Raw genomic sequence first — 17,472 nt, forward strand, 5'->3', positions numbered from 1 at the left:
GGGCGAGTGGGCTTCGCGTCTTGGGGCGGGTGGCGTCGTGTCTTGGAGGTGTCTTGGAGGTGTCTTGGAGCGGGTGGCTTCCGCTGGAGCGGGGTGGCTTTGACCTTGCCTCGCGCCGGCCTCACGCGCGCCTTTTCATTTCGGCAACGATTACGGAGAGTTACAAGTTCCCGGATTGGTTACGTGCTGTGGTGCGGGGTCGGTATGCGCCCCTGCGGGGCGCGGCGCGCGTGCCCAGGGGGCGTAGGCACGGAGGGCGAACCCGCGGCCGCGGGGGGCGGGGCCGGTTTCCAGGCGGCCGTCGGCGAGGGCGAGGCGTTCGCGCAGGCCGCTGAGGCCGTTGCCGTCGTGCTGGGCGCGGGGTGGGCCGACGCCGTCGTCGAGGACGGACAGGCAGAGGTAGCGGCGTTCGTCGGACTCCCATTCCTCGGTGAGGAGGAGTTCGCAGTGGCGGGCGCCGCTGTGCCGTATGACGTTGGTGACGGCCTCGCGCAGGGCCCAGGCCAGGGCGCCCTCCTCGTCCGCCGTGAGCGTGTGGTGTTCGTCCTCCAGCGCCGGATCGACGGTGGCCTGCACCCCGGCGGTGCGCAGCGCGGTCCGGGCCCCGGCCAGTTCGACGGCGAGCCGGGGCCGTCGGTAGGCGCTGACCGCCTCCCGGACATCGATCAGCGCCTGCCGACTGACCTGCTCGATGTCGGCGACCTGCTGGGCGGCGGCCGCCGGCCGCTCGGGCAGCATCCGGCCGGCCAGCTCGCTCTTGAGAGTGATCAGGGACAGGGAGTGGCCGAGGAGGTCGTGCAGATCGCGGGCCAGGCGCAGCCGTTCCTCGTCGGCGGCGAGACGGGCGACCTCCTCGCGGGCGGCGCGAAGCTCCTTGGTCGTACGGATCAGATGCTGCACCCCGACCATCATGAAGCCGCTGCCCAGGGTCGGCAGGCCGTAGGCGAAGAGGTAGTAGTTGCGGATCTCGGCATAGTGCGCGCCGACCGCGAGCAGGATCACGGCGATCAGCGGGATGGTCCAGCGGGCCTGCTGCCAGGTCAGCACCACTCCGCAGGCCACGCTGGTGAAGATGAACAGCACCAGCCAGGAGAAGCCGAGCGCCCAGGAGAGCACGGTGGACAGCGCCAGCATCAGGGCCAGCGCGCCGTGCGCCTGTCGTCGGGTCAGTCCTCGCCACATGTGGCGGAAGATCAGCGCGAAGTAGGTGAGGACGAACAGCGCGAGCCCGAGGCCGGCCCAGATCCGCTTGGCGGTGGAGGTGCCCGGCTCCATCAGCCCGCCCATCGGGCCGGCCAGATACAGCAGCCAGACGCTGATCCACAGCATCTTGCCCAGTGCCTGGCGGCGGTTGCGGGGAGCCTGCCCGATCATCACCGGGTTGTGGTCCTCGGGCTTGCTCTTCGTCGTCACCGGCCTCATGCCTTACGGGTGTCCTTGCGGTAGAGCCAGGCCGCGCCGGCGGCGAACACCAGCAGATAGCCGGCCAGGATGGTGATGTCCTTGAGGTGGGGCGCGCTGCCCACCTCGACCGCCGTGCCGAGCGCCGCGTAGGCGTGGGTCGGCAGCCACTCCGCGATGTTCTGCACCCACTGCGGCAGGAGCGTCATCGGCATCCACAGGCCGCCGAGGAACGCCAGGCCGAAGTAGATGAGCATCGTTATCGGGCGGACCGCGTCGCCCGTGGCCAGGTAGCCGATGGCGACGCCGAGCGCGGCGAAGACGAAGCTGCCGAGCCAGGTGCAGGCGGCGATGGCGATCCACTGCCAGGCATCGAGCCGGACGCCCTTGACCACCGCTGCGACGATCATGACCAGCAGGATCGACGGCAGGCTGACCGTCCCGGCGGCGGCCATCTTGGCGGCGACATAGCCGCGGCCGGGCAGGGCCGTCAGTCTCAGCTGCCGCACCCAGCCCTTCTCGCGCTCCTTGGCGATGCGCTCGCTGTTGCCCAGCAGAACGGCCGTCATGGCGCCGAACGCCGCCATGCTGACCATGTAGTAGAGGCCCATGTCGAGCGTCATCCCGGGGATCGGCTTGCGGTCCGCGCCGCCGGCGATGAGCAGATACAGCAGCGGCGGATAGACCACCGAGAAGAACAAGAACTTCTTGTTGCGCAGCGCGCGAACGATCTCCAGCTTGATGAGAGTGGTCATCGGGCCGTCTCCTCGGTGGTGGGGGTCGCGTCGGTCGCCGTGGTGAGGGCGATGAACGCCTGTTCCAGGCCGAGGCCGGAGACCTCCAGGTTGTGCGGGTAGCAGCCGAGGCCGTAGAGGGCGTGCACCGTCGCGTCGGCGTCGTGGGACTGGATGCGGACCGTGCGCCCGGCACCCGCGGCGGAGCCGCGGTCGGACACGGACAGGGAGGTCAGGGCCGGCAGGCCGTGCAGCGCGGTGTGGTCGACCGGCTCGGCGAGGTCGAAGGTGATCCGGCGGGCGCCGGCCCTGGCCTTGATCTCGGCGGCGGTGCCGTCGGCCAGCACCCGGCCGCGGTGCAGCACGATCACGCGGTCGGCTATCTCGTCGGCCTCTTCGAGGTAGTGCGTCGCGAACAGGACCGTACGGCCCTGCTGGGCCTGCTGCCGCATCGCGCCCCAGAAGGTCCGCCGGGCGGAGACGTCCATGCCGGTGGTCGGCTCGTCCAGCACGATCAGGTCGTTGGCCCCGGCGGTGGCGAGGGCGAACCGGACCCGCTGCTCCTGGCCGCCGGAGAGCTTGTCGACCATGCGGTCGGCGAGGTCGGTGATGCCGGCGGTGGCCAGGATCTCGTCGAGGGGGCGGCCGCGCGGGTGCAGATCGCGGGCGAGCCGGACCAGCTCCTTGACCTTGACGCCCTCCATGAGGCCGCCGCTCTGCAGCATCGCGCCGACCTTGCCCTGCTCTATCGCCCGCTGCGGGGTCGTGCCGAAGAGGCTCACGGAGCCGGAGTCGGGGGTGCGCAGCCCGAGGAGGAGGTCGAGGGTGGAGGACTTGCCCGCGCCGTTCGGCCCGAGGAGGGCGACGGTCTCACCCGGATTCAGCTCCAGCCGCAGATCGGCCACCGCGCGCACCGCGCCGTAACTCTTGTTGACCTGCCGGAAGCTGACCACGGGGACCGGGGCCGCGCGGTGTGTGGCGGTGGCCGTGGTCGCGGCGCCCGTCGCGGCTGTCGTCGTCTCTGTCGTCGTCATGCCATTCAGCTTCACGGCTTCGCGATCCGCACGGCAGTGTCAGGTGTAGGCAACCTGCCATGACATCTGTCATGGGTGAGACCCCCTAGGGGATGCCCTGAGGAATCGCCCTGAGGGGGCCTCTACCTGTGCTTTCGCGGTGCTGCGACGGTCGTCGGGCCTGATGACCGATGGTCGCTGCAGCGGTCGGCCGGCCGTGCGGACCGTCAGGCGTCCGCCCCGATGGTCTGGATCCGCTCGGCGGGGGTGCGGCCGCGCAGCGCCTTGGCCACCGCGCTCGCCACCTCCTTGACGCTGACCGGCTTCTTGGAGCCGTCGCCCTTGGTGAGCAGCACGCCGCTGAAGGTGTCGCCGTAGAGGTCCTTCAGGGCCGGCAGGTTGTAGTACGGCACCAGTTCGCCGTTCTTGATGGTGAACGACAGGAACTTCGGGATGGACTTCTGCGGGCTGAAGGAGACCGTGTGCGCCGGGTCCGTACGGACCGTCACCAGGCCGGACATCGCGGGCTCCGCGTACTGCTTGAGCGCCTCGTCCACCGCGGCCTTGTCGATCTTCGGCTGCCGGGTGGCGACGGCCAGCACGACGGGGGTGTCGGTGCCCGTGGTGACCCGGTTCTGGTACGCCTCGGCGACCTTGGACTTGGACGCCGCGACGTCGATGGACTTGTACGGCTGTCCGTAGTGCGGCACCGCCTTGCCGTTCGCGAAGGTGATCCCGCCTTCCTTGGCGGCGGCCGAGGCACCCGCCACGTTCTCCAGCGCGACGCCCAGCTTCTCGTTGTCGACGATCATCTGCGGCTCGGCCGTACGGGTGCCGCCGAACAGCGAGCCGATGACGGAGACCGGGTTGTAGTCGCGGCCGGTCGCGTTGCGGACGGTGGCGTGGATGTCGACGTCCAGGCCGGCCTTCGCGGGCTGGAGGGTCACGGACTTGCCGTCGACGGAGAGCTTCAGCGGCTCGGTACGGCGGTCCTTGAGCGCCGTCTGCAGCTTCTCGACGGCCTCTTCGTTGCTGGTGCCGCCGATGTCCACGCCGAGCGCGGTGGTGCCGTTGGGCACATCGGCGTGGTCGAGCAGCAGGCCCGCGCCGTAGGCGAGACCGGCCACGACCACGAGGCCGACACCGGCGAGGGCGATCTTGTTGCGGCCCTTCTTGGGCGGGTTGATCGGCTCGGGGATCTTGGGGCGCGCGGGGGCGGCGCTGTCATCGCTGCCCGACGGGCCGGACGGGGACGGCGAGGGGGACGGCGGGCCGTCCGCCCCGGGGGTCGTCGGGATACCGCTGACCAGGGTGTCGCCGGAGAGCCTGTCACGGGGGCCGGACCCGCCGGGGGCGCCGCCGCTCACCCCGCCGGGCGCACCGACGCGTTCACCGGGAGCGCCGCTCCGGGGCCCCCCGACCGGACCGCCCGTCGGACCGCTGTGGGGACCGCTCGTCACACCGCCGGGCAGACCGCCAGAAATGCCGCCGGTGACGCCGAGGCCGCTGCCCGGCCCCGCCAGCGGAGGCGCCGGCGGCTGCGGGGTGAGCGGTGTGGTGTCGTCCCGCATCGTGGGGGTACTGCCGGTGCCCGGCCCGGAGTCGCCGAAGCCGGGCGGGAGGTTGAGCACGCTCTCGCCGCGCGCGGGCCCTGTCGTGGGACCGCTCGGGCCGGCGGCGCCGCTCCGGGGGGTGTCGAACGGGCTGGGTTCACGCGCGGGGCCGTCGAAGGGCGAGCCGCCCCCGGGAGTGTCGAACGGCGAGCCGCCCCCTGAGGACGTGTCGAACGGGGAGCTGCCCAGCGGGTCGGACAGCGGATCGCGCAGTGGGGCGCCGCTCTCGAACGGGGATCCTCCGCCGCTCTCGGTTCCTCCGCCGCTCTCGGCTTCTCCCCCACTCCCGGCTTCGCTCGACCGGGGGGACCCCCATGACCGGAGGGGCTCCCAGGAGCCGGAGGTGCCCCCAACCCGCGGCGCGTCGCCTTCGAACGGCGAGCTGCCGCCACCCCGCGGCGCACCGCTCTCGAACGGCGAGCCGCCGCCCTGCGACGCACCGCCGTCCGAGAAGTACGGCAGGTCGGGGCGCTGCGGAGGCGTGGCGCCGGACGCGCCGCGCGGCGCCGGGGACGGCCCGCCCGGGGCGGGCGGTGCCGCGTGGGAGCCGGTGGTCGAGGACTGACTGCCGGTCCCGGCCTGCGTCTTGCGCGGCGCGAACCAGTCGCTGCTCCTCTCGGCCGGGCCGCCCGCGGAGGTCGTGTCCGCCGCCGCGTCGGGCCGTGGGGTGTTCGCCGTACGCTCCGCGTTCCGCTCGGATCCCCCGGCGGGACGCGGCGTGCCCCGGGAACCGGCGGAACCACCGGACACAGCCGATCCGTTCATGCCGGACTCCTCACCGACGGGCTTGCGCACGACGACCGGCGGGATGGGGCGCGACCCCGGAATATTGATCTTGATCCGTGTCGTCAGCGTGGTCTCGGTCTTCTGTTCCTCCGGCTGCGTCCCGGAGGCCAGCGCCTCGTCGCCGTCTCCCCTGGGCGAGCCGTACGGCGGCGTCCCGGACGGGTACGCGGCTCCGCCACGGCCCTGGGGGCCGGAGGACGAATTGTCAGATTCACGACTCAAAGCAGGTTCTCCCGGTTGGCTCCGCCGCTCGTCAGAGATGATCCCCGGCCTCGGGCCGGGAGGTGCCCCCAGGGCGTCGCGGCGGCGCGCACCACCATACTGTCCGCCGCCGATGGGCACTTGAAGAGCGTACGAACACCGCTGGCACGAGCGAACCCCTGGATCAGCGGATTTCCCGCGGCATCCGTCCTGGTATGGACCACGTCATCCGCCAACTCGGCCGCGCGGAACACCCGTAGCGCGCATCTGGCCGATGGTGGCGCAGATCACACCCACCACGATGCCACCCAGCAGGAAGAGATACGAGCCGGGCCCCGCCGGGAAGAGGAAGTCCCCCTCCGGCCGGGCGTCGCCGAGCAGCAGAAACACGGTCACCAGCCAGGCCGCGCCGGGCACCAGGACACCGGCCGCGGTACGGGTCGCCGTGACGCCGCCGTAGAAGAGGCCGCCGGTTCCGGCCAGCGCGAGCAGCAAACCGCCCGGGGGCCACGCCCCTTGGACGAGCGTGCCGGCGAGCGCGACCAGCACTCCCGCGACCAACAGCAGGACATACAGGCCGATGCGGCCCGCGGTCAGCGGCACGCTCTGGACTGGGGCCGGGCCGGACGGCCGCCCCGCCGAGGCCGCCGGCCGCGCGCCGGACGCTCCGCCGCTGCCCGCCCGCGCCCGCCGGGCCGCGTTCCCACCGTTCCGGCCGTTCTCACCGCCGCTTTGTCCGCTTTCGGCGGCCCCGCCGCCCTTGGCCGCGTTCATTCCGCAACCTCCTCGATCCGGCCGCTCCGCGCCGCGCCCGCCGGCACGGCGATCCCCGCGAAGAGATCGTCCTCCAGCTCACCTTCGGCGGCACCCGAGAACCCGTGCACCAGTTGGTAGTGCTCGGTACGGAACAGCGGCTGGCCCAGGTCGTTGGAGAGCGCGAAGAACGGCCCGTCGACCGCGATCTGGGTGGCGTGGGCGCGCATCGCCTCGGTCTTGGCGGCGGCGTATGTCTCATTTCCGGCGATCGTCGCCGTGACGTCGGCATCCGGCACCACGCCCGGCACATCGTCGGCCGAGGCGATCCCCAAGAAGGCGTGACCGGCCGTGCGCAGCCGGGCCAGGCCCCTCTCGACCTCGGACCGGGGGTTGCAGTTCCAGTAGATCTTGCCGATCGCGTACGCCGGGCCCAGATCAGGCCGGAACTCCGCCTGCGCGGCGAGCTCGGCGGCCCGCATCGCGACGCGGTGGGCCTGGATGTGGTCGGGGTGGCCGTATCCGCCATTCGGGTCGTAGGTGACCAGCACCTGCGGCTGGATCTCTCTGACGACGGCCACGAGATGGGCGGCCGCCTCGTCGAGATCGGCCTGCCAGAAGGCGTTCGGCCGGTCGTTCTGGGGGGCGCCCATCATCCCGGAGTCGCGGTAGCGGCCCGCTCCGCCCAGGAAGCGGTGGTCGGTGACGCCCAGGGCCCGCATCGCGGCGGCCAGCTCGTCGGCACGGTGCGGGCCCAGGGTGTCGTCACGGTCGGGGGCGAGATGGGCGAGCCCGGCCGGGATGACCTCGCCCTCCTCGCCGAGGGTGCAGGTCACCAGGGTGACCAGCGCGCCCTCGGCCGCGTACCTGGCCATGGTGACGCCGTGGTTGATCGACTCGTCGTCCGGGTGCGCGTGCACCAGCAGCAGACGGCGGGCGGGGAGGTCACTGTGGCGCGGCGGGGATCCCCCCGCACACTGGGCGGACCTCCCAGCGGTGGCTGGGGGAGGGTGGGCGGTCATGCGAACAGCCTACGAGCCGCCCGCTCCTCCTTCAGCGCGCGATCCCGGTCGCCGCGCTACGCCCGATCGAAGGACGGGGCCGTAGCGGCCCTGACGGCACGGACGGGGCACGGGGGCGGGGCAGGAGGGACGGACGGGCCCGGACGGACCGGCTCCCGCGGTCAGAACTTGATGCCCCCGATCATGGAGGCGACATTCGTGGTCATCGTCTTGACCGTCGGAGCAATGGACGAGCTGGCCAGATAGAAGCCCAGCAGCATGCAGACGAACGCATGCCCGGCCTTCAGCCCGGACTTCTTGACGAGCAAGAAGACGATGATCGCCAGCAGCACCACCGCCGAAATTGAGAGTGCCACGGCGGCTCACCTCCAAGTACACACGGACCGGACAGAGTTGACGGTGCGCGGGCCTCTTGGACGGAACCGCGCACCGGCGTATGCCAAGGGCTCTTTACCCCGTACCCACCACGCGCAAGGGATCATAACTTTCCGTCCGTGCGCATAAGTCGGTGCACAGGAGCAGAGTGGGGGCGCACAGGCCGTTGGCGAGCGCGACCACACCCGTCTCCGCACCCGTAGTCTCGGCCACATGACCGGACAGCTTTCCTTTCCCCGGCAGCACGCCCGTACCCAGCGCTTCACACTGGGCGCCCCGCGTGACTATGCCGTTTCCCCGGACGGCGCGCGCGTCGTCTTCCTCCGCTCCCTCACGGGAACCGACCGGACCCAGCAGCTATGGGTCCTCGACCTGGCCGAGGGACGGGAGTTCGCGGCCGCCGATCCGCGGGCCCTGCTCGCCGGCGCGGACGAGCAGCTCCCGCCCGAGGAGCGGGCCCGCCGCGAGCGCACCCGTGAGGGCTCGGCCGGCATCGTCGGCTACGGAGTGGACACCGCCGTCGAGTTGGCGGCATTCCCCCTGTCCGGCCGGCTGTTCGTCTCCGAGCTGCGGGCCGGCACCACGCGTGAACTGCCCGCCCAAGGGCCGGTGGTGGACCCGCGGCCGTCTCCGGACGGCCGTTATATCGCCTTTGTAGCACAGGGCCGCCTGCGGCTGGTCCCGGTGGACGGCGTCAACACGGCCGACGGCGGCGCATACGGGACCGGCGGCGGCTCCGCCCGCGGGGGCGCCGACCGGGTGCTCGCGGAGCCCGACGGTCCCGATGTCACCTGGGGCCTGGCCGAGTTCATCGCGGCCGAGGAGATGGGCCGTTACCGGGGCTTCTGGTGGTCGCCGGACAGCGACCGGGTGCTCGCCGCGCGGGTCGACGAGTCTCCCGTGGGGCACTGGTGGATCTCCGACCCCGCCCATCCGGACCGCGAGCCCGTCCAGATCCGCTACCCGGCGGCCGGCACCCCCAACGCCAGGGTCACGCTGGCCCTGTTCGGCCTGGACGGCGCGCGGACGGACGTCACCTGGGACACCGAGCGCTACCCCTACCTCGCCCGCGTCCACTGGTCCGCGGCCGGTCCGCCGCTGCTCCTGGTCCAGTCCCGCGACCAGCGCGACCAGCGCTATCTCACGGTCGACACCGCGACGGGCGCGACCCGCACGGTGCACGAGGACGAGGACGAGGCATGGGTCGAGCCGTTCCCCGGGGTGCCCGCCTGGACACCGGACGGCCGGCTGGTGCGGATCGCGGACGAGGGCGGCGCGCGCAAGCTGTTCGTCGGCGACCGCCCGCTGACCGCCGCGCCGCTGCACGTCCGGGCGGTGCTGGACATCGGCGAGGACGATGTCCTCTTCTCCGCCAGCGGCACCGATCTGCATGACATCGGCGTCTACCGCGCCTGGTTCCGCGGCAGCGGCGACCAGGGCGGCTGGGAACGGGTGGGCGACCGGCCGTACCCGACCGTCTCCTCCGCGGTGCGCGGAGGAGCCGGGTCGGCCACCGTCCTGCTGTCCCAGGCGTCGCTGGAGCGGCCCGGCGCCCAGGTGGAGGTGGTGCGGCTGGGCGCGGACGGCGGGGAGAAGACCCTCGCCACGATCGGTTCGTACGCCGAGAAGCCGGTCATCACCGCCCGGCCCCGCCTCGTCCTCGCGGGCGAACGGGAGATCCCGTGCGCGGTACTGCTGCCGGACGGCTATACGGAGGGCGACGGTCCGCTGCCGGTGCTGATGGATCCGTACGGCGGCCCGCACGGCCAGCGGGTGGTAGCGGCGCACAACGCCCATCTGACGTCACAGTGGTTCGCCGACCAGGGGTTCGCGGTGATCGTCGCGGACGGGCGGGGCACCCCGGGCCGCTCCCCCGCGTGGGAGAAGGCGGTCTCCCGGAACCTCGCGGAGGTCGTCCTGGAGGACCAGGTGCACGCCCTCCAGGCACTGGCCGGTTCCTTTCCCCTGGACCTGGGGCGGGTGGCCATCCGCGGCTGGTCCTTCGGCGGTTACCTCGCGGGGCTCGCGGCGCTGCGGCGGCCGGATGTCTTCCACGCCGCCGTGGTGGGCGCTCCGGTCACGGACCTCCGCTTGTACGACACGCATTACCAGGAGCGGTACCTCGGCCACCCCGACGAGGAGCCGGCGGTCTACGCCGCCAACTCGTTGATCACGGACGAGGGGTTGTCCGGGGCGGCGGAGCAGCACCGTCCGATGCTGATCGTGCACGGTCTGGCCGACGACAACGTGGTGGTGGCGCATGCGCTGCGCCTGTCGTCGGCCCTTCTCGCTGCGGGCCGCCCGCACGAGGTGCTGCCGTTGTCGGGGGTGACTCATATGACGCCGCAGGAGCAGGTGGCGGAGAATTTGCTGCTGCTGCAGGTGGAGTTTCTTCGGCGGGCGTTGCACACCGCCGCCTGAGCCGTTCGCTGCGCTCTGCCTGGGCCCCACGTTGTCGGCCGGCCCGCCGTGGGGGTCGCCTGCGGCTGGCCTGCGCCGAGGTTCTCGGCTGTCCCGCCATTGCACCTGCGGTGGGCTGGTGCCGCTGCGCGGGGCCGTTCGGCAGCGGTGCCGGCCCTCCGGACTCCGTCCTGCGGACCGGCACCTCCCGAGGAGAGTGGGAAGGAAGACCGGTGGGGGTACACGTAACCGGTTGTGTGCACCTTGTGGACGGATCACAGACACCCGACAGACCACATGTGCCCCACCAGCCTCTTTCCACCCACCGTCGGGAGGGGACGGACCGTAGGACTAGGACGGAGTCCGTAGGGCCGGCGCCGCACCCGAAAGAACCCACGCCCGCCGCAGGCACAACGGCGACAAGCCCCCTGCGGCGGGAAGCCGAAAACACGGCGAGCACCATGTCGGACAAGCACGACCGGCCGGGAGCGAACCCCCGGCCGGTCTACGGCACCCGCACGGCCGTACGTTGTGAAGCATGGCGCGTCCGTATATCGGTGTTGCGACGCGGAAGTTGCCTTCACGTTAAAGAGGTTGGGCATGATTTGTCGCTCATGTCGCAAATCTCGGTTCCGTGTCAAGCACGCCCGTGCGTCAATCTGCGTAATCTTCGCTCAAGAAGCGGACGATCAGTACACCAGCACTCCCGATCCCCTTGACTCCGCCATAAATCACTTGCGAAAGTCCGCTTCATCCAGCGGTGCAGACCGGCGCCGCTTCATGTTCCAAGAGAACTCGGCGCGGGGGAACTTCGCGATGACTAGTCCATCCCAGACCGTGGCTACACAGTCCGACACCCCGGGACGTGGCCCCAAAGGTCTGAAGAAGGAGAAGGACAGCAAGGGCGGTGAGCTCGTCGGCCGTTCCCCGGGCCAGTTGATGTGGACGCGCTTCAAGCGCGACCGCACGGGTGTGTTCTGCGCGATCGTCGTGCTGGCGTTCTTCGCCATCGCGGCGCTGGCACCGGTCATCGCCAAGCTCTACGGCAAGAACCCTTACACGCTCTACGGCAACGAGAACTTCGGCCTGCTGGACGAGTTCGGCTTCCCGGTGGCGCCCAACGGCGGTATCTCCGGCGAGTTCTGGTTCGGCATCGAACCGCAGCTGGGCCGCGACCTGTTCACCCAGCTGCTGTACGGCATCCGCACCTCGCTGGGGATCTCCGTAGCGGTGACCATCCTGGTCGTCATCACCGGAACCATCCTGGGGATCACGGCGGGCTATGTGGGCGGCAGGACCGACTACTGGCTCGGCCGGGTCATCGACTTCCTGCTCGCCTTCCCCAGCCAGTTGACGTTCGTGGCGTTCATGCCGGTCGTCGTGGCGCTGTTCGTCCCGCCGGGTGACGAGACCCCCACCTATGTCCGTGTCGTGGCACTGATCCTCGTCCAGTGGGCCCTCGGCTGGATGGGTCTGGCGCGTCTGTTGCGCGGGCAGGTGCTCTCGCTGCGCGAACGGGAATTCGTGGAGGCCGCGAAGATCACCGGCGCCTCACCCTGGCGGATCATCCGCAAGGAGCTGCTGCCCAACGTGGTGACGCCGATCCTCGTACAGAGCACCTACATGCTCCCGCTGTTCGTCACGGCGGAGGCCGGTCTGTCCTTCCTGGGCGTCGGCATCATGGAGCCGACTCCGGACTGGGGACGACTGTTCCACACGGCCGGCAACGTATACGAGAACGACCCGACCTTCTTGCTCTTCCCCGGCGCCGCGATGGTGATCTTCGTGCTGTGCTTCAACCTGCTGGGGGACTCGGTACGAGACGCCTTCGATCCCAAGTCCGGGCGATAGCCGTCCATTTGAGGGGGGATTGCTGTCACCCCCGCTCCGGAATCGGACCGGATGCGTCAGACAGCACTTCTGGACACCACACGACAGGCAGGTGTTGATCTCATGAACGCACTCTCCACGCGCAGAACCCGCGCGGTGATCATGGCCCTTGCGGCCGGGTCGCTCGCGCTCACCGGCTGCAGCGGCGGCAGCAGCGCAGGCAAGGACAAGGCGAAGACCGACGTGGACGCCGCGGCCCAGGCCAAGGCGATCCCGCTCGGCACGGCCGCCGACTCCACCGGCCCGGCCGCAGACGTGAAGGGCGCCCAGTCCGGCGGCACCATCCGCGTCTACCAGCGTGACAGCTTCAACCACCTGGACCCGGCGCAGATGTACGTCAGCGACATGAAGGCGCTGTCACAGCTGATCTTCCGCGGGCTGACCGCCTTCAAGCAGGACGACAAGGGCAACACGAAGGTGGTCGGCGACCTGGCCACCGACGCCGGGCAGATGTCCGACGGCGGCAAGACCTGGAAGTACACGCTCAAGGACGGCATCAAGTTCGAGGACGGCAAGCCGATCACCTCGAAGGACATCCGCCACTCCATCGAGCGGATGTACGCGAAGTTCATCACCGATGGCCCCACGTACGTGCAGCAGTGGCTGTCGGGCAGCGGCACCAGCTACCGCAAGGCGCTGCCGGACGGCCCGTACAAGGGCGACCACCTGCCCAAGAGCGTCCTGGACACGCCGGACGAGAAGACCATCATCTTCCACTTCAAACAGCCGCAGTCGCAACTGCCCTACGCGCTGACGATGCCGGGCTACAGCGTGGTCCCCGACAGCGCCAAGGACACCAAGGCGAGCTACGACGTCAAGCCGGTCACCTCGGGCCCGTACAAGATCGCGTCGTTCAAGTCCGGCAAGTCCATGAAGCTGGTGCGCAACACCAACTGGGACCCGAAGACGGACCCGATGCGGCACCAGTACCCGGACGGCTTCAACATCACCTTCAACCACCAGCCGTCGGACTCCACCAAGCGGCTGATGGCCGACCAGGGCGAGGCCAAGAACGCGGTCAGCTTCACCAACCCGGTGGAGCCGACGCTGACCAAGCAGGTCCTGAACGACCCCAGCGCCAGCAAGCGTCTGGTTCAGGGCTACCAGCCCTACGTCTGGCAGCTGAACTTCAACATGGACCGCATCAAGGACAAGCGGATCCGTGACGCGATCACCTACGCCATGCCGAACGGCCAGATCGTCCGCGTCAACGGCGGCAGCTACGGCGGTGAGATCGCCGGCGGTCTGCTCGCCCCGACCGTCTCGGGCTACAAGAAGGGCTACGACCCCTACGGCAAGCTGAAGCACCCCAACGGCCAGCCGGAGAAGGCCAAGAAGCTTCTCAAGGAAGCCGGCAAGACGGGAATGAAGCTGGTCTACGCCTACTCCAATGTGGAGCATCGCCAGAAGGAAGCCGTCGTCATCGAGGACGCGCTGACCAAGGCCGGCTTCAATGTGCAGAAGAAGGAGATCGACTCGGCCTCCTGGTACCAGCAGATGGGCAAGGTCGACAACGGCTTCGACATCTACATGACGGGCTGGGGCCAGGACTGGCCGGACGCCTCCACGGTGATTCCGCCCTCCTACGACGGCACCACCATCCAGAACGGCGCCTCGAACTACTCGCACGTCAACGACAAGCACGTGAACGAGGAGATCGCCCGCATCAGCAAGATCGCGGACATCAAGAAGGCGACCGAGGAGTGGCAGAAGCTGCACCACTACATCGTGGAGAAGATCAACCCGGCTGCCCCGGTCTTCTACACCAAGATGCTCCAGCTGCACGGTTCGAACATCGGCGGCGCCCGCTACAACCTGGACGTCAGCTACCTCGACCCGAACAAGCTGTACCTGAAGAAGAAGTAAGCGCCTGAAGAGGGCACATCGCGGAGCGCGCGTACGGCGGAGCGCGCGCTCCGCGGGGCCCTCCCCGCCATCCCTCACACCCACAGCCGCCGCCGTCCTGAGAGCAGCGAACCGTCATGCTTCCCTTCCTCATTCGCCGGACGTTCGGCGCGGTCGTCATCCTCGTCCTGCTGAGCGCCTTCACCTTCTTCGTGTTCTTCGCCGCGGGCGACCCGGCGACGATGTCCTGCGGCAAGAACTGCACAGCGGACAACATCGCCCTGATCCATCAGAACCTCGGCCTCGACAAGCCTCTGCCGCAGCAGTACTGGGACTTCCTCTCCGGCATCTTCGTCGGCCGTGACTACTCCGTCGGCCACTGCAACGCCCCCTGCTTCGGGTACTCGTTCGCCACCAAGCAGGACGTCTGGGCGACGATGATGGACCGGGTGCCCACCACGGCGTCGCTGGCCATCGGCGGTGTCGTCGTCTTCCTGACCATCGGTCTGGGCGCGGGGCTGCTGGCCGCCTGGAAGCGCGGCACGATCCTGGACAAGGCCGTCACCGGCGCGTCCATGGTTCTCAGTTCGGTGCAGATCTACATCCTCGGCCCGATCGCGCTCGGTCTGTTCGTCTACAGCGGCCTGATGGCCTCCCCCAAGTACGTGCCGATCACCGAGAACCCCTTCGGCTGGTTCATGGGCCTGCTGCTGCCCTGGGTGGTCATGGCGACGATCTTCACCGCGCAGTACACCCGTATGTCGCGCTCGGCGATGATCGAGCAGCTCCAGGAGGAGCATGTGCGCACCGCCAAGGCCAAGGGCATGCCGGCGCGTTATGTCTTCCTGCGCTACGCCTGGCGCGGCTCGCTGATCCCGATCGTCACCATCCTCGGTATGGACCTCGGCTCGCTCTTCGGAGGAGCCATGATCACCGAGTTCACCTTCTCTCTGGCGGGCATCGGCCGGCTCGCGGTCAATTCCGTCGTCACACTCGATCTGCCCATGGTGCTGGGCGTGCTGATCTTCAGCGCGGCCCTGATCCTGGTGTTCAACATCATCGTGGACGCGGCCTACGCCTTCATCGACCCGCGCGTGCGCCTGTCCTAGGAGAGCCTGAAGTGACCACACTCACCAAGACCGAGGGCACTCCGGTGCCGACCGGATCGGACCCCTTCCTGTCCGTACGCGACCTGTACGTGCGGTTCTCCACCGAGGACGGCGTCGTCAAGGCGGTCGACGGTCTCTCCTTCGACCTGGAACGCGGCCAAACGCTCGGCATCGTCGGCGAGTCCGGCTCCGGCAAGTCCGTCACCAACCTGGCCGTGCTGGGACTGCACAACCCCAAGTCGACCGAGCTCGCGGGCGAGATCACGCTGGACGGCCAGAAGCTGACCGGGGCCAGGGAGAAGACCCTGGAGAACCTCCGCGGCAACAAGATGGCGATGATCTTCCAGGACGCGCTGACCGCGCTGTCGCCGTACTACACGGTCGGCCGGCAGATCGCCGAGCCGTACATGAAGCACACCGGCGCCAGTAAGCGCGAGGGACGCCAGCGGGCCATCGAGATGCTGACCAAGGTCGGCATCCCGCAGCCGACCCTGCGGGTGGACGACTACCCGCACCAGTTCTCCGGCGGTATGCGCCAGCGCGCGATGATCGCCATGGCGCTGGTCTGCAACCCCGAGCTGCTGATCGCCGACGAGCCGACCACCGCCCTGGACGTCACCGTCCAGGCGCAGATCCTGGACCTCCTCAAGGACCTCCAGCAGGAGTTCGGTTCGGCGATCATCCTGATCACGCACGATCTCGGCGTGGTCGCGAACACCGCCGACAACCTGCTGGTGATGTACGCGGGCCGAGCCGTGGAGCGCGGCTCCGTCAAGGAAATCCTCACCACGCCCCAACACCCGTACACCTGGGGCCTGCTCAGCTCGATGCCGCGGCTCTCCTCGGACGTCAGCGAGGCACTGCACCCGATCCCGGGCACTCCGCCAAGCCTGCTCAACCCGCCGTCCGGCTGCGCCTTCAACCCACGCTGCACCTTCACCGCCGAGGTCGACGGCAGCCGTTGCGGCGACGAGCGGCCGCTGCTCGCCGCCGGGCGGGCCGCGGCCTGTCATCTCAGCGCCGAGCAGAAGCACACCTTCTTCACCGAGCAGATCAAGCCCCGGCTGGGCTAGGGAGCCATCACCATGACAGACAACGTCACTCTCCCCACGCCTCGCGCTGCCGCGCCCGCACCGGGCGAACCGCTGCTCGTCGCCGAGGGGGTGACCAAGCACTTCCCGATCTACGGCGGCTTCCCGTTCAAGCGGAGAGTCGGCGCGGTCCAGGCGGTGGACGGTATCGACCTGACCGTGCACGCCGGTGAGAGCTTCGGTCTGGTCGGCGAGTCGGGCTGCGGCAAGTCGACGACCGGACGGCTGCTCACCCGCCTCATGGAGCCGACCTCCGGCAGGATCACCTACGCGGGCCAGGACATCACCCGCGCCAAGCGCAAGGAACTCGCGCCGATCCGGTCCGAGATCCAGATGATCTTCCAGGACCCGTATGCCTCGCTCAACCCGCGGCAGACAGTCGGCACGATCATCGGCGGCCCGATGGAGATCAACGGGATCAACCCGCCCGGGGGCCGCGAGACGCGGGTCCGTGAGCTCCTGGAGACCGTCGGCCTCAACCCGGAGCACTACAACCGCTTCCCGCACGAGTTCTCCGGCGGCCAGCGCCAGCGCATCGGAGTGGCCCGCGCGCTCGCCCTGGAACCGAAGCTGATCGTCGCGGACGAGCCGGTCTCGGCGCTGGACGTCTCCATCCAGGCGCAGGTCGTCAATCTGCTCCAGAAGCTGCAGCGCGAACTGGGCATCGCGTTCCTGTTCATCGCGCACGACCTGGCGGTGGTGCGGCACTTCAGCCAGCGTGTCGCGGTGATGTATCTCGGCAAGATCGTCGAGATGGGCGAGCGCGACGAGATCTACGGCCGGCCGCGCCACCCGTACACCCACGCCCTGCTGTCGGCCGTGCCGGAGGCCCGGCTGACGGACTCCGACGAGGAGGAGCGCGAACGGATCCGGCTCGCCGGTGACGTGCCCTCCCCCGTCAACCCGCCGTCCGGTTGCCGGTTCCGTACCCGCTGCTGGAAGGCACAGGACAAGTGCGCGTCGGAGGAGCCGCCGCTGGTCCAGCTCGCCGGGAACCGGGCGGGGCACCTGACCGCCTGCCACTTCCCCGAGGAGCCGACGATCGCGGCCCGTGGCGAGGACATCGTCCTCGACCCGGCGCTGACGGCGATCGAGGAGTCGGCCGACGGGGAGTCGGTGGCCGAGGAAGGCGGGAAGAAGGGCAAGTCCCTCTGATCCGGCGTACGTTGGGCGTCGCGGCCCGCTTCCTGCAGGGGAGGCGGGCTTCGACGTGCGACGGGAATATCATCTCGGCCCACC

Annotated in this window: 13 protein-coding genes; 6 read left to right on the top strand and 7 right to left on the bottom strand. The window is 69.8% G+C overall.

The annotated features are described in order from the left end of the window. Positions 1–150 precede the first annotated feature (150 nt). The 7 genes from K9S39_RS16675 to K9S39_RS16705 form a co-directional block, all read right to left on the bottom strand. A complete protein-coding gene (locus K9S39_RS16675; RefSeq protein WP_248864145.1) occupies positions 151–1,422 on the bottom strand; it encodes a sensor histidine kinase in 1,272 nt (423 codons plus the stop codon). Next, the gene (locus K9S39_RS16680) at positions 1,419–2,156 is read right to left on the bottom strand and encodes an ABC transporter permease (RefSeq protein ID WP_248864146.1); all 738 of its coding nucleotides are present in this window, start codon (positions 2,154–2,156) and stop codon (positions 1,419–1,421) included. Before K9S39_RS16680 ends, K9S39_RS16675 begins: the two co-directional genes overlap by 4 nt. Then, positions 2,153–3,169, bottom strand: a complete 1,017-nt coding sequence (locus K9S39_RS16685; RefSeq protein WP_248864147.1) for an ABC transporter ATP-binding protein — start codon at positions 3,167–3,169, stop codon at positions 2,153–2,155. Before K9S39_RS16685 ends, K9S39_RS16680 begins: the two co-directional genes overlap by 4 nt. Positions 3,170–3,375: 206 nt before the next feature. Next, positions 3,376–5,769: a hypothetical protein gene (locus K9S39_RS16690; RefSeq protein ID WP_248864148.1), complete on the bottom strand. Its 2,394-nt coding sequence runs from the start codon at positions 5,767–5,769 to the stop codon at positions 3,376–3,378. 204 nt (positions 5,770–5,973) lie between these two features. Further along, positions 5,974–6,522 (bottom strand): DUF6113 family protein, encoded by a 549-nt coding sequence (locus K9S39_RS16695; RefSeq protein ID WP_248864149.1) that lies wholly within the window; start codon positions 6,520–6,522, stop codon positions 5,974–5,976. Then, positions 6,519–7,523, bottom strand: coding sequence for an N-acetyl-1-D-myo-inositol-2-amino-2-deoxy-alpha-D-glucopyranoside deacetylase (gene mshB, locus K9S39_RS16700; protein ID WP_248864150.1), 1,005 nt, complete (start codon positions 7,521–7,523; stop codon positions 6,519–6,521). The genes K9S39_RS16695 and mshB overlap by 4 nt, the downstream gene beginning before the upstream one ends. 161 nt (positions 7,524–7,684) lie before the next feature. Next, positions 7,685–7,879: a hypothetical protein gene (locus K9S39_RS16705; protein WP_248864151.1), complete on the bottom strand. Its 195-nt coding sequence runs from the start codon at positions 7,877–7,879 to the stop codon at positions 7,685–7,687. A gap of 232 nt (positions 7,880–8,111) precedes the next feature. Here K9S39_RS16705 and K9S39_RS16710 point away from each other — a divergent pair, with 232 nt between their 5' ends. From K9S39_RS16710 to K9S39_RS16735, 6 genes are all read left to right on the top strand, one after another. Continuing rightward, complete coding sequence (locus tag K9S39_RS16710; protein ID WP_248864152.1) at positions 8,112–10,319, top strand: prolyl oligopeptidase family serine peptidase; 2,208 nt, start codon at positions 8,112–8,114, stop codon at positions 10,317–10,319. Between the two features lie 795 nt (positions 10,320–11,114). Beyond that, entirely contained in the window at positions 11,115–12,149 is a 1,035-nt protein-coding gene (locus K9S39_RS16715) for an ABC transporter permease (protein WP_248864153.1), read from the top strand. Positions 12,150–12,251: 102 nt separating this feature from the next. Beyond that, positions 12,252–14,054: an ABC transporter substrate-binding protein gene (locus K9S39_RS16720; protein ID WP_248864154.1), complete on the top strand. Its 1,803-nt coding sequence runs from the start codon at positions 12,252–12,254 to the stop codon at positions 14,052–14,054. Positions 14,055–14,170: 116 nt separating this feature from the next. Continuing rightward, the gene (locus tag K9S39_RS16725) at positions 14,171–15,142 is read left to right on the top strand and encodes an ABC transporter permease (protein ID WP_248864155.1); all 972 of its coding nucleotides are present in this window, start codon (positions 14,171–14,173) and stop codon (positions 15,140–15,142) included. An 11-nt stretch (positions 15,143–15,153) separates the two neighbouring features. After that, positions 15,154–16,215 carry an ABC transporter ATP-binding protein gene (locus K9S39_RS16730; RefSeq protein ID WP_248864156.1) on the top strand — a complete coding sequence of 354 codons (1,062 nt, stop codon included), beginning with the start codon at positions 15,154–15,156 and terminating at the stop codon, positions 16,213–16,215. Positions 16,216–16,227: 12 nt separating this feature from the next. Further along, entirely contained in the window at positions 16,228–17,388 is a 1,161-nt protein-coding gene (locus tag K9S39_RS16735; RefSeq protein ID WP_248864157.1) for an ABC transporter ATP-binding protein, read from the top strand. Positions 17,389–17,472: the final 84 nt, after the last annotated feature.

The organism is Streptomyces halobius (genome assembly GCF_023277745.1).
In the GTDB taxonomy this organism is placed as follows: Bacteria; Actinomycetota; Actinomycetes; order Streptomycetales; family Streptomycetaceae; genus Streptomyces; species Streptomyces halobius.

What these genes read in the sequence shown, in the direction of transcription:
- K9S39_RS16675 (WP_248864145.1), bottom strand. Translation starts at nt 1,422, where the DNA reads ATGAGGCCGGTGACGACGAAGAGCAAGCCCGAGGACCACAACCCGGTG.
- K9S39_RS16680 (WP_248864146.1), bottom strand. Translation starts at nt 2,156, where the DNA reads ATGACCACTCTCATCAAGCTGGAGATCGTTCGCGCGCTGCGCAACAAG.
- K9S39_RS16685 (WP_248864147.1), bottom strand. Translation starts at nt 3,169, where the DNA reads ATGACGACGACAGAGACGACGACAGCCGCGACGGGCGCCGCGACCACG.
- K9S39_RS16695 (WP_248864149.1), bottom strand. Translation starts at nt 6,522, where the DNA reads ATGAACGCGGCCAAGGGCGGCGGGGCCGCCGAAAGCGGACAAAGCGGC.
- mshB (WP_248864150.1), bottom strand. Translation starts at nt 7,523, where the DNA reads ATGACCGCCCACCCTCCCCCAGCCACCGCTGGGAGGTCCGCCCAGTGT.
- K9S39_RS16710 (WP_248864152.1), top strand. Translation starts at nt 8,112, where the DNA reads ATGACCGGACAGCTTTCCTTTCCCCGGCAGCACGCCCGTACCCAGCGC.
- K9S39_RS16715 (WP_248864153.1), top strand. Translation starts at nt 11,115, where the DNA reads ATGACTAGTCCATCCCAGACCGTGGCTACACAGTCCGACACCCCGGGA.
- K9S39_RS16720 (WP_248864154.1), top strand. Translation starts at nt 12,252, where the DNA reads ATGAACGCACTCTCCACGCGCAGAACCCGCGCGGTGATCATGGCCCTT.
- K9S39_RS16725 (WP_248864155.1), top strand. Translation starts at nt 14,171, where the DNA reads ATGCTTCCCTTCCTCATTCGCCGGACGTTCGGCGCGGTCGTCATCCTC.
- K9S39_RS16735 (WP_248864157.1), top strand. Translation starts at nt 16,228, where the DNA reads ATGACAGACAACGTCACTCTCCCCACGCCTCGCGCTGCCGCGCCCGCA.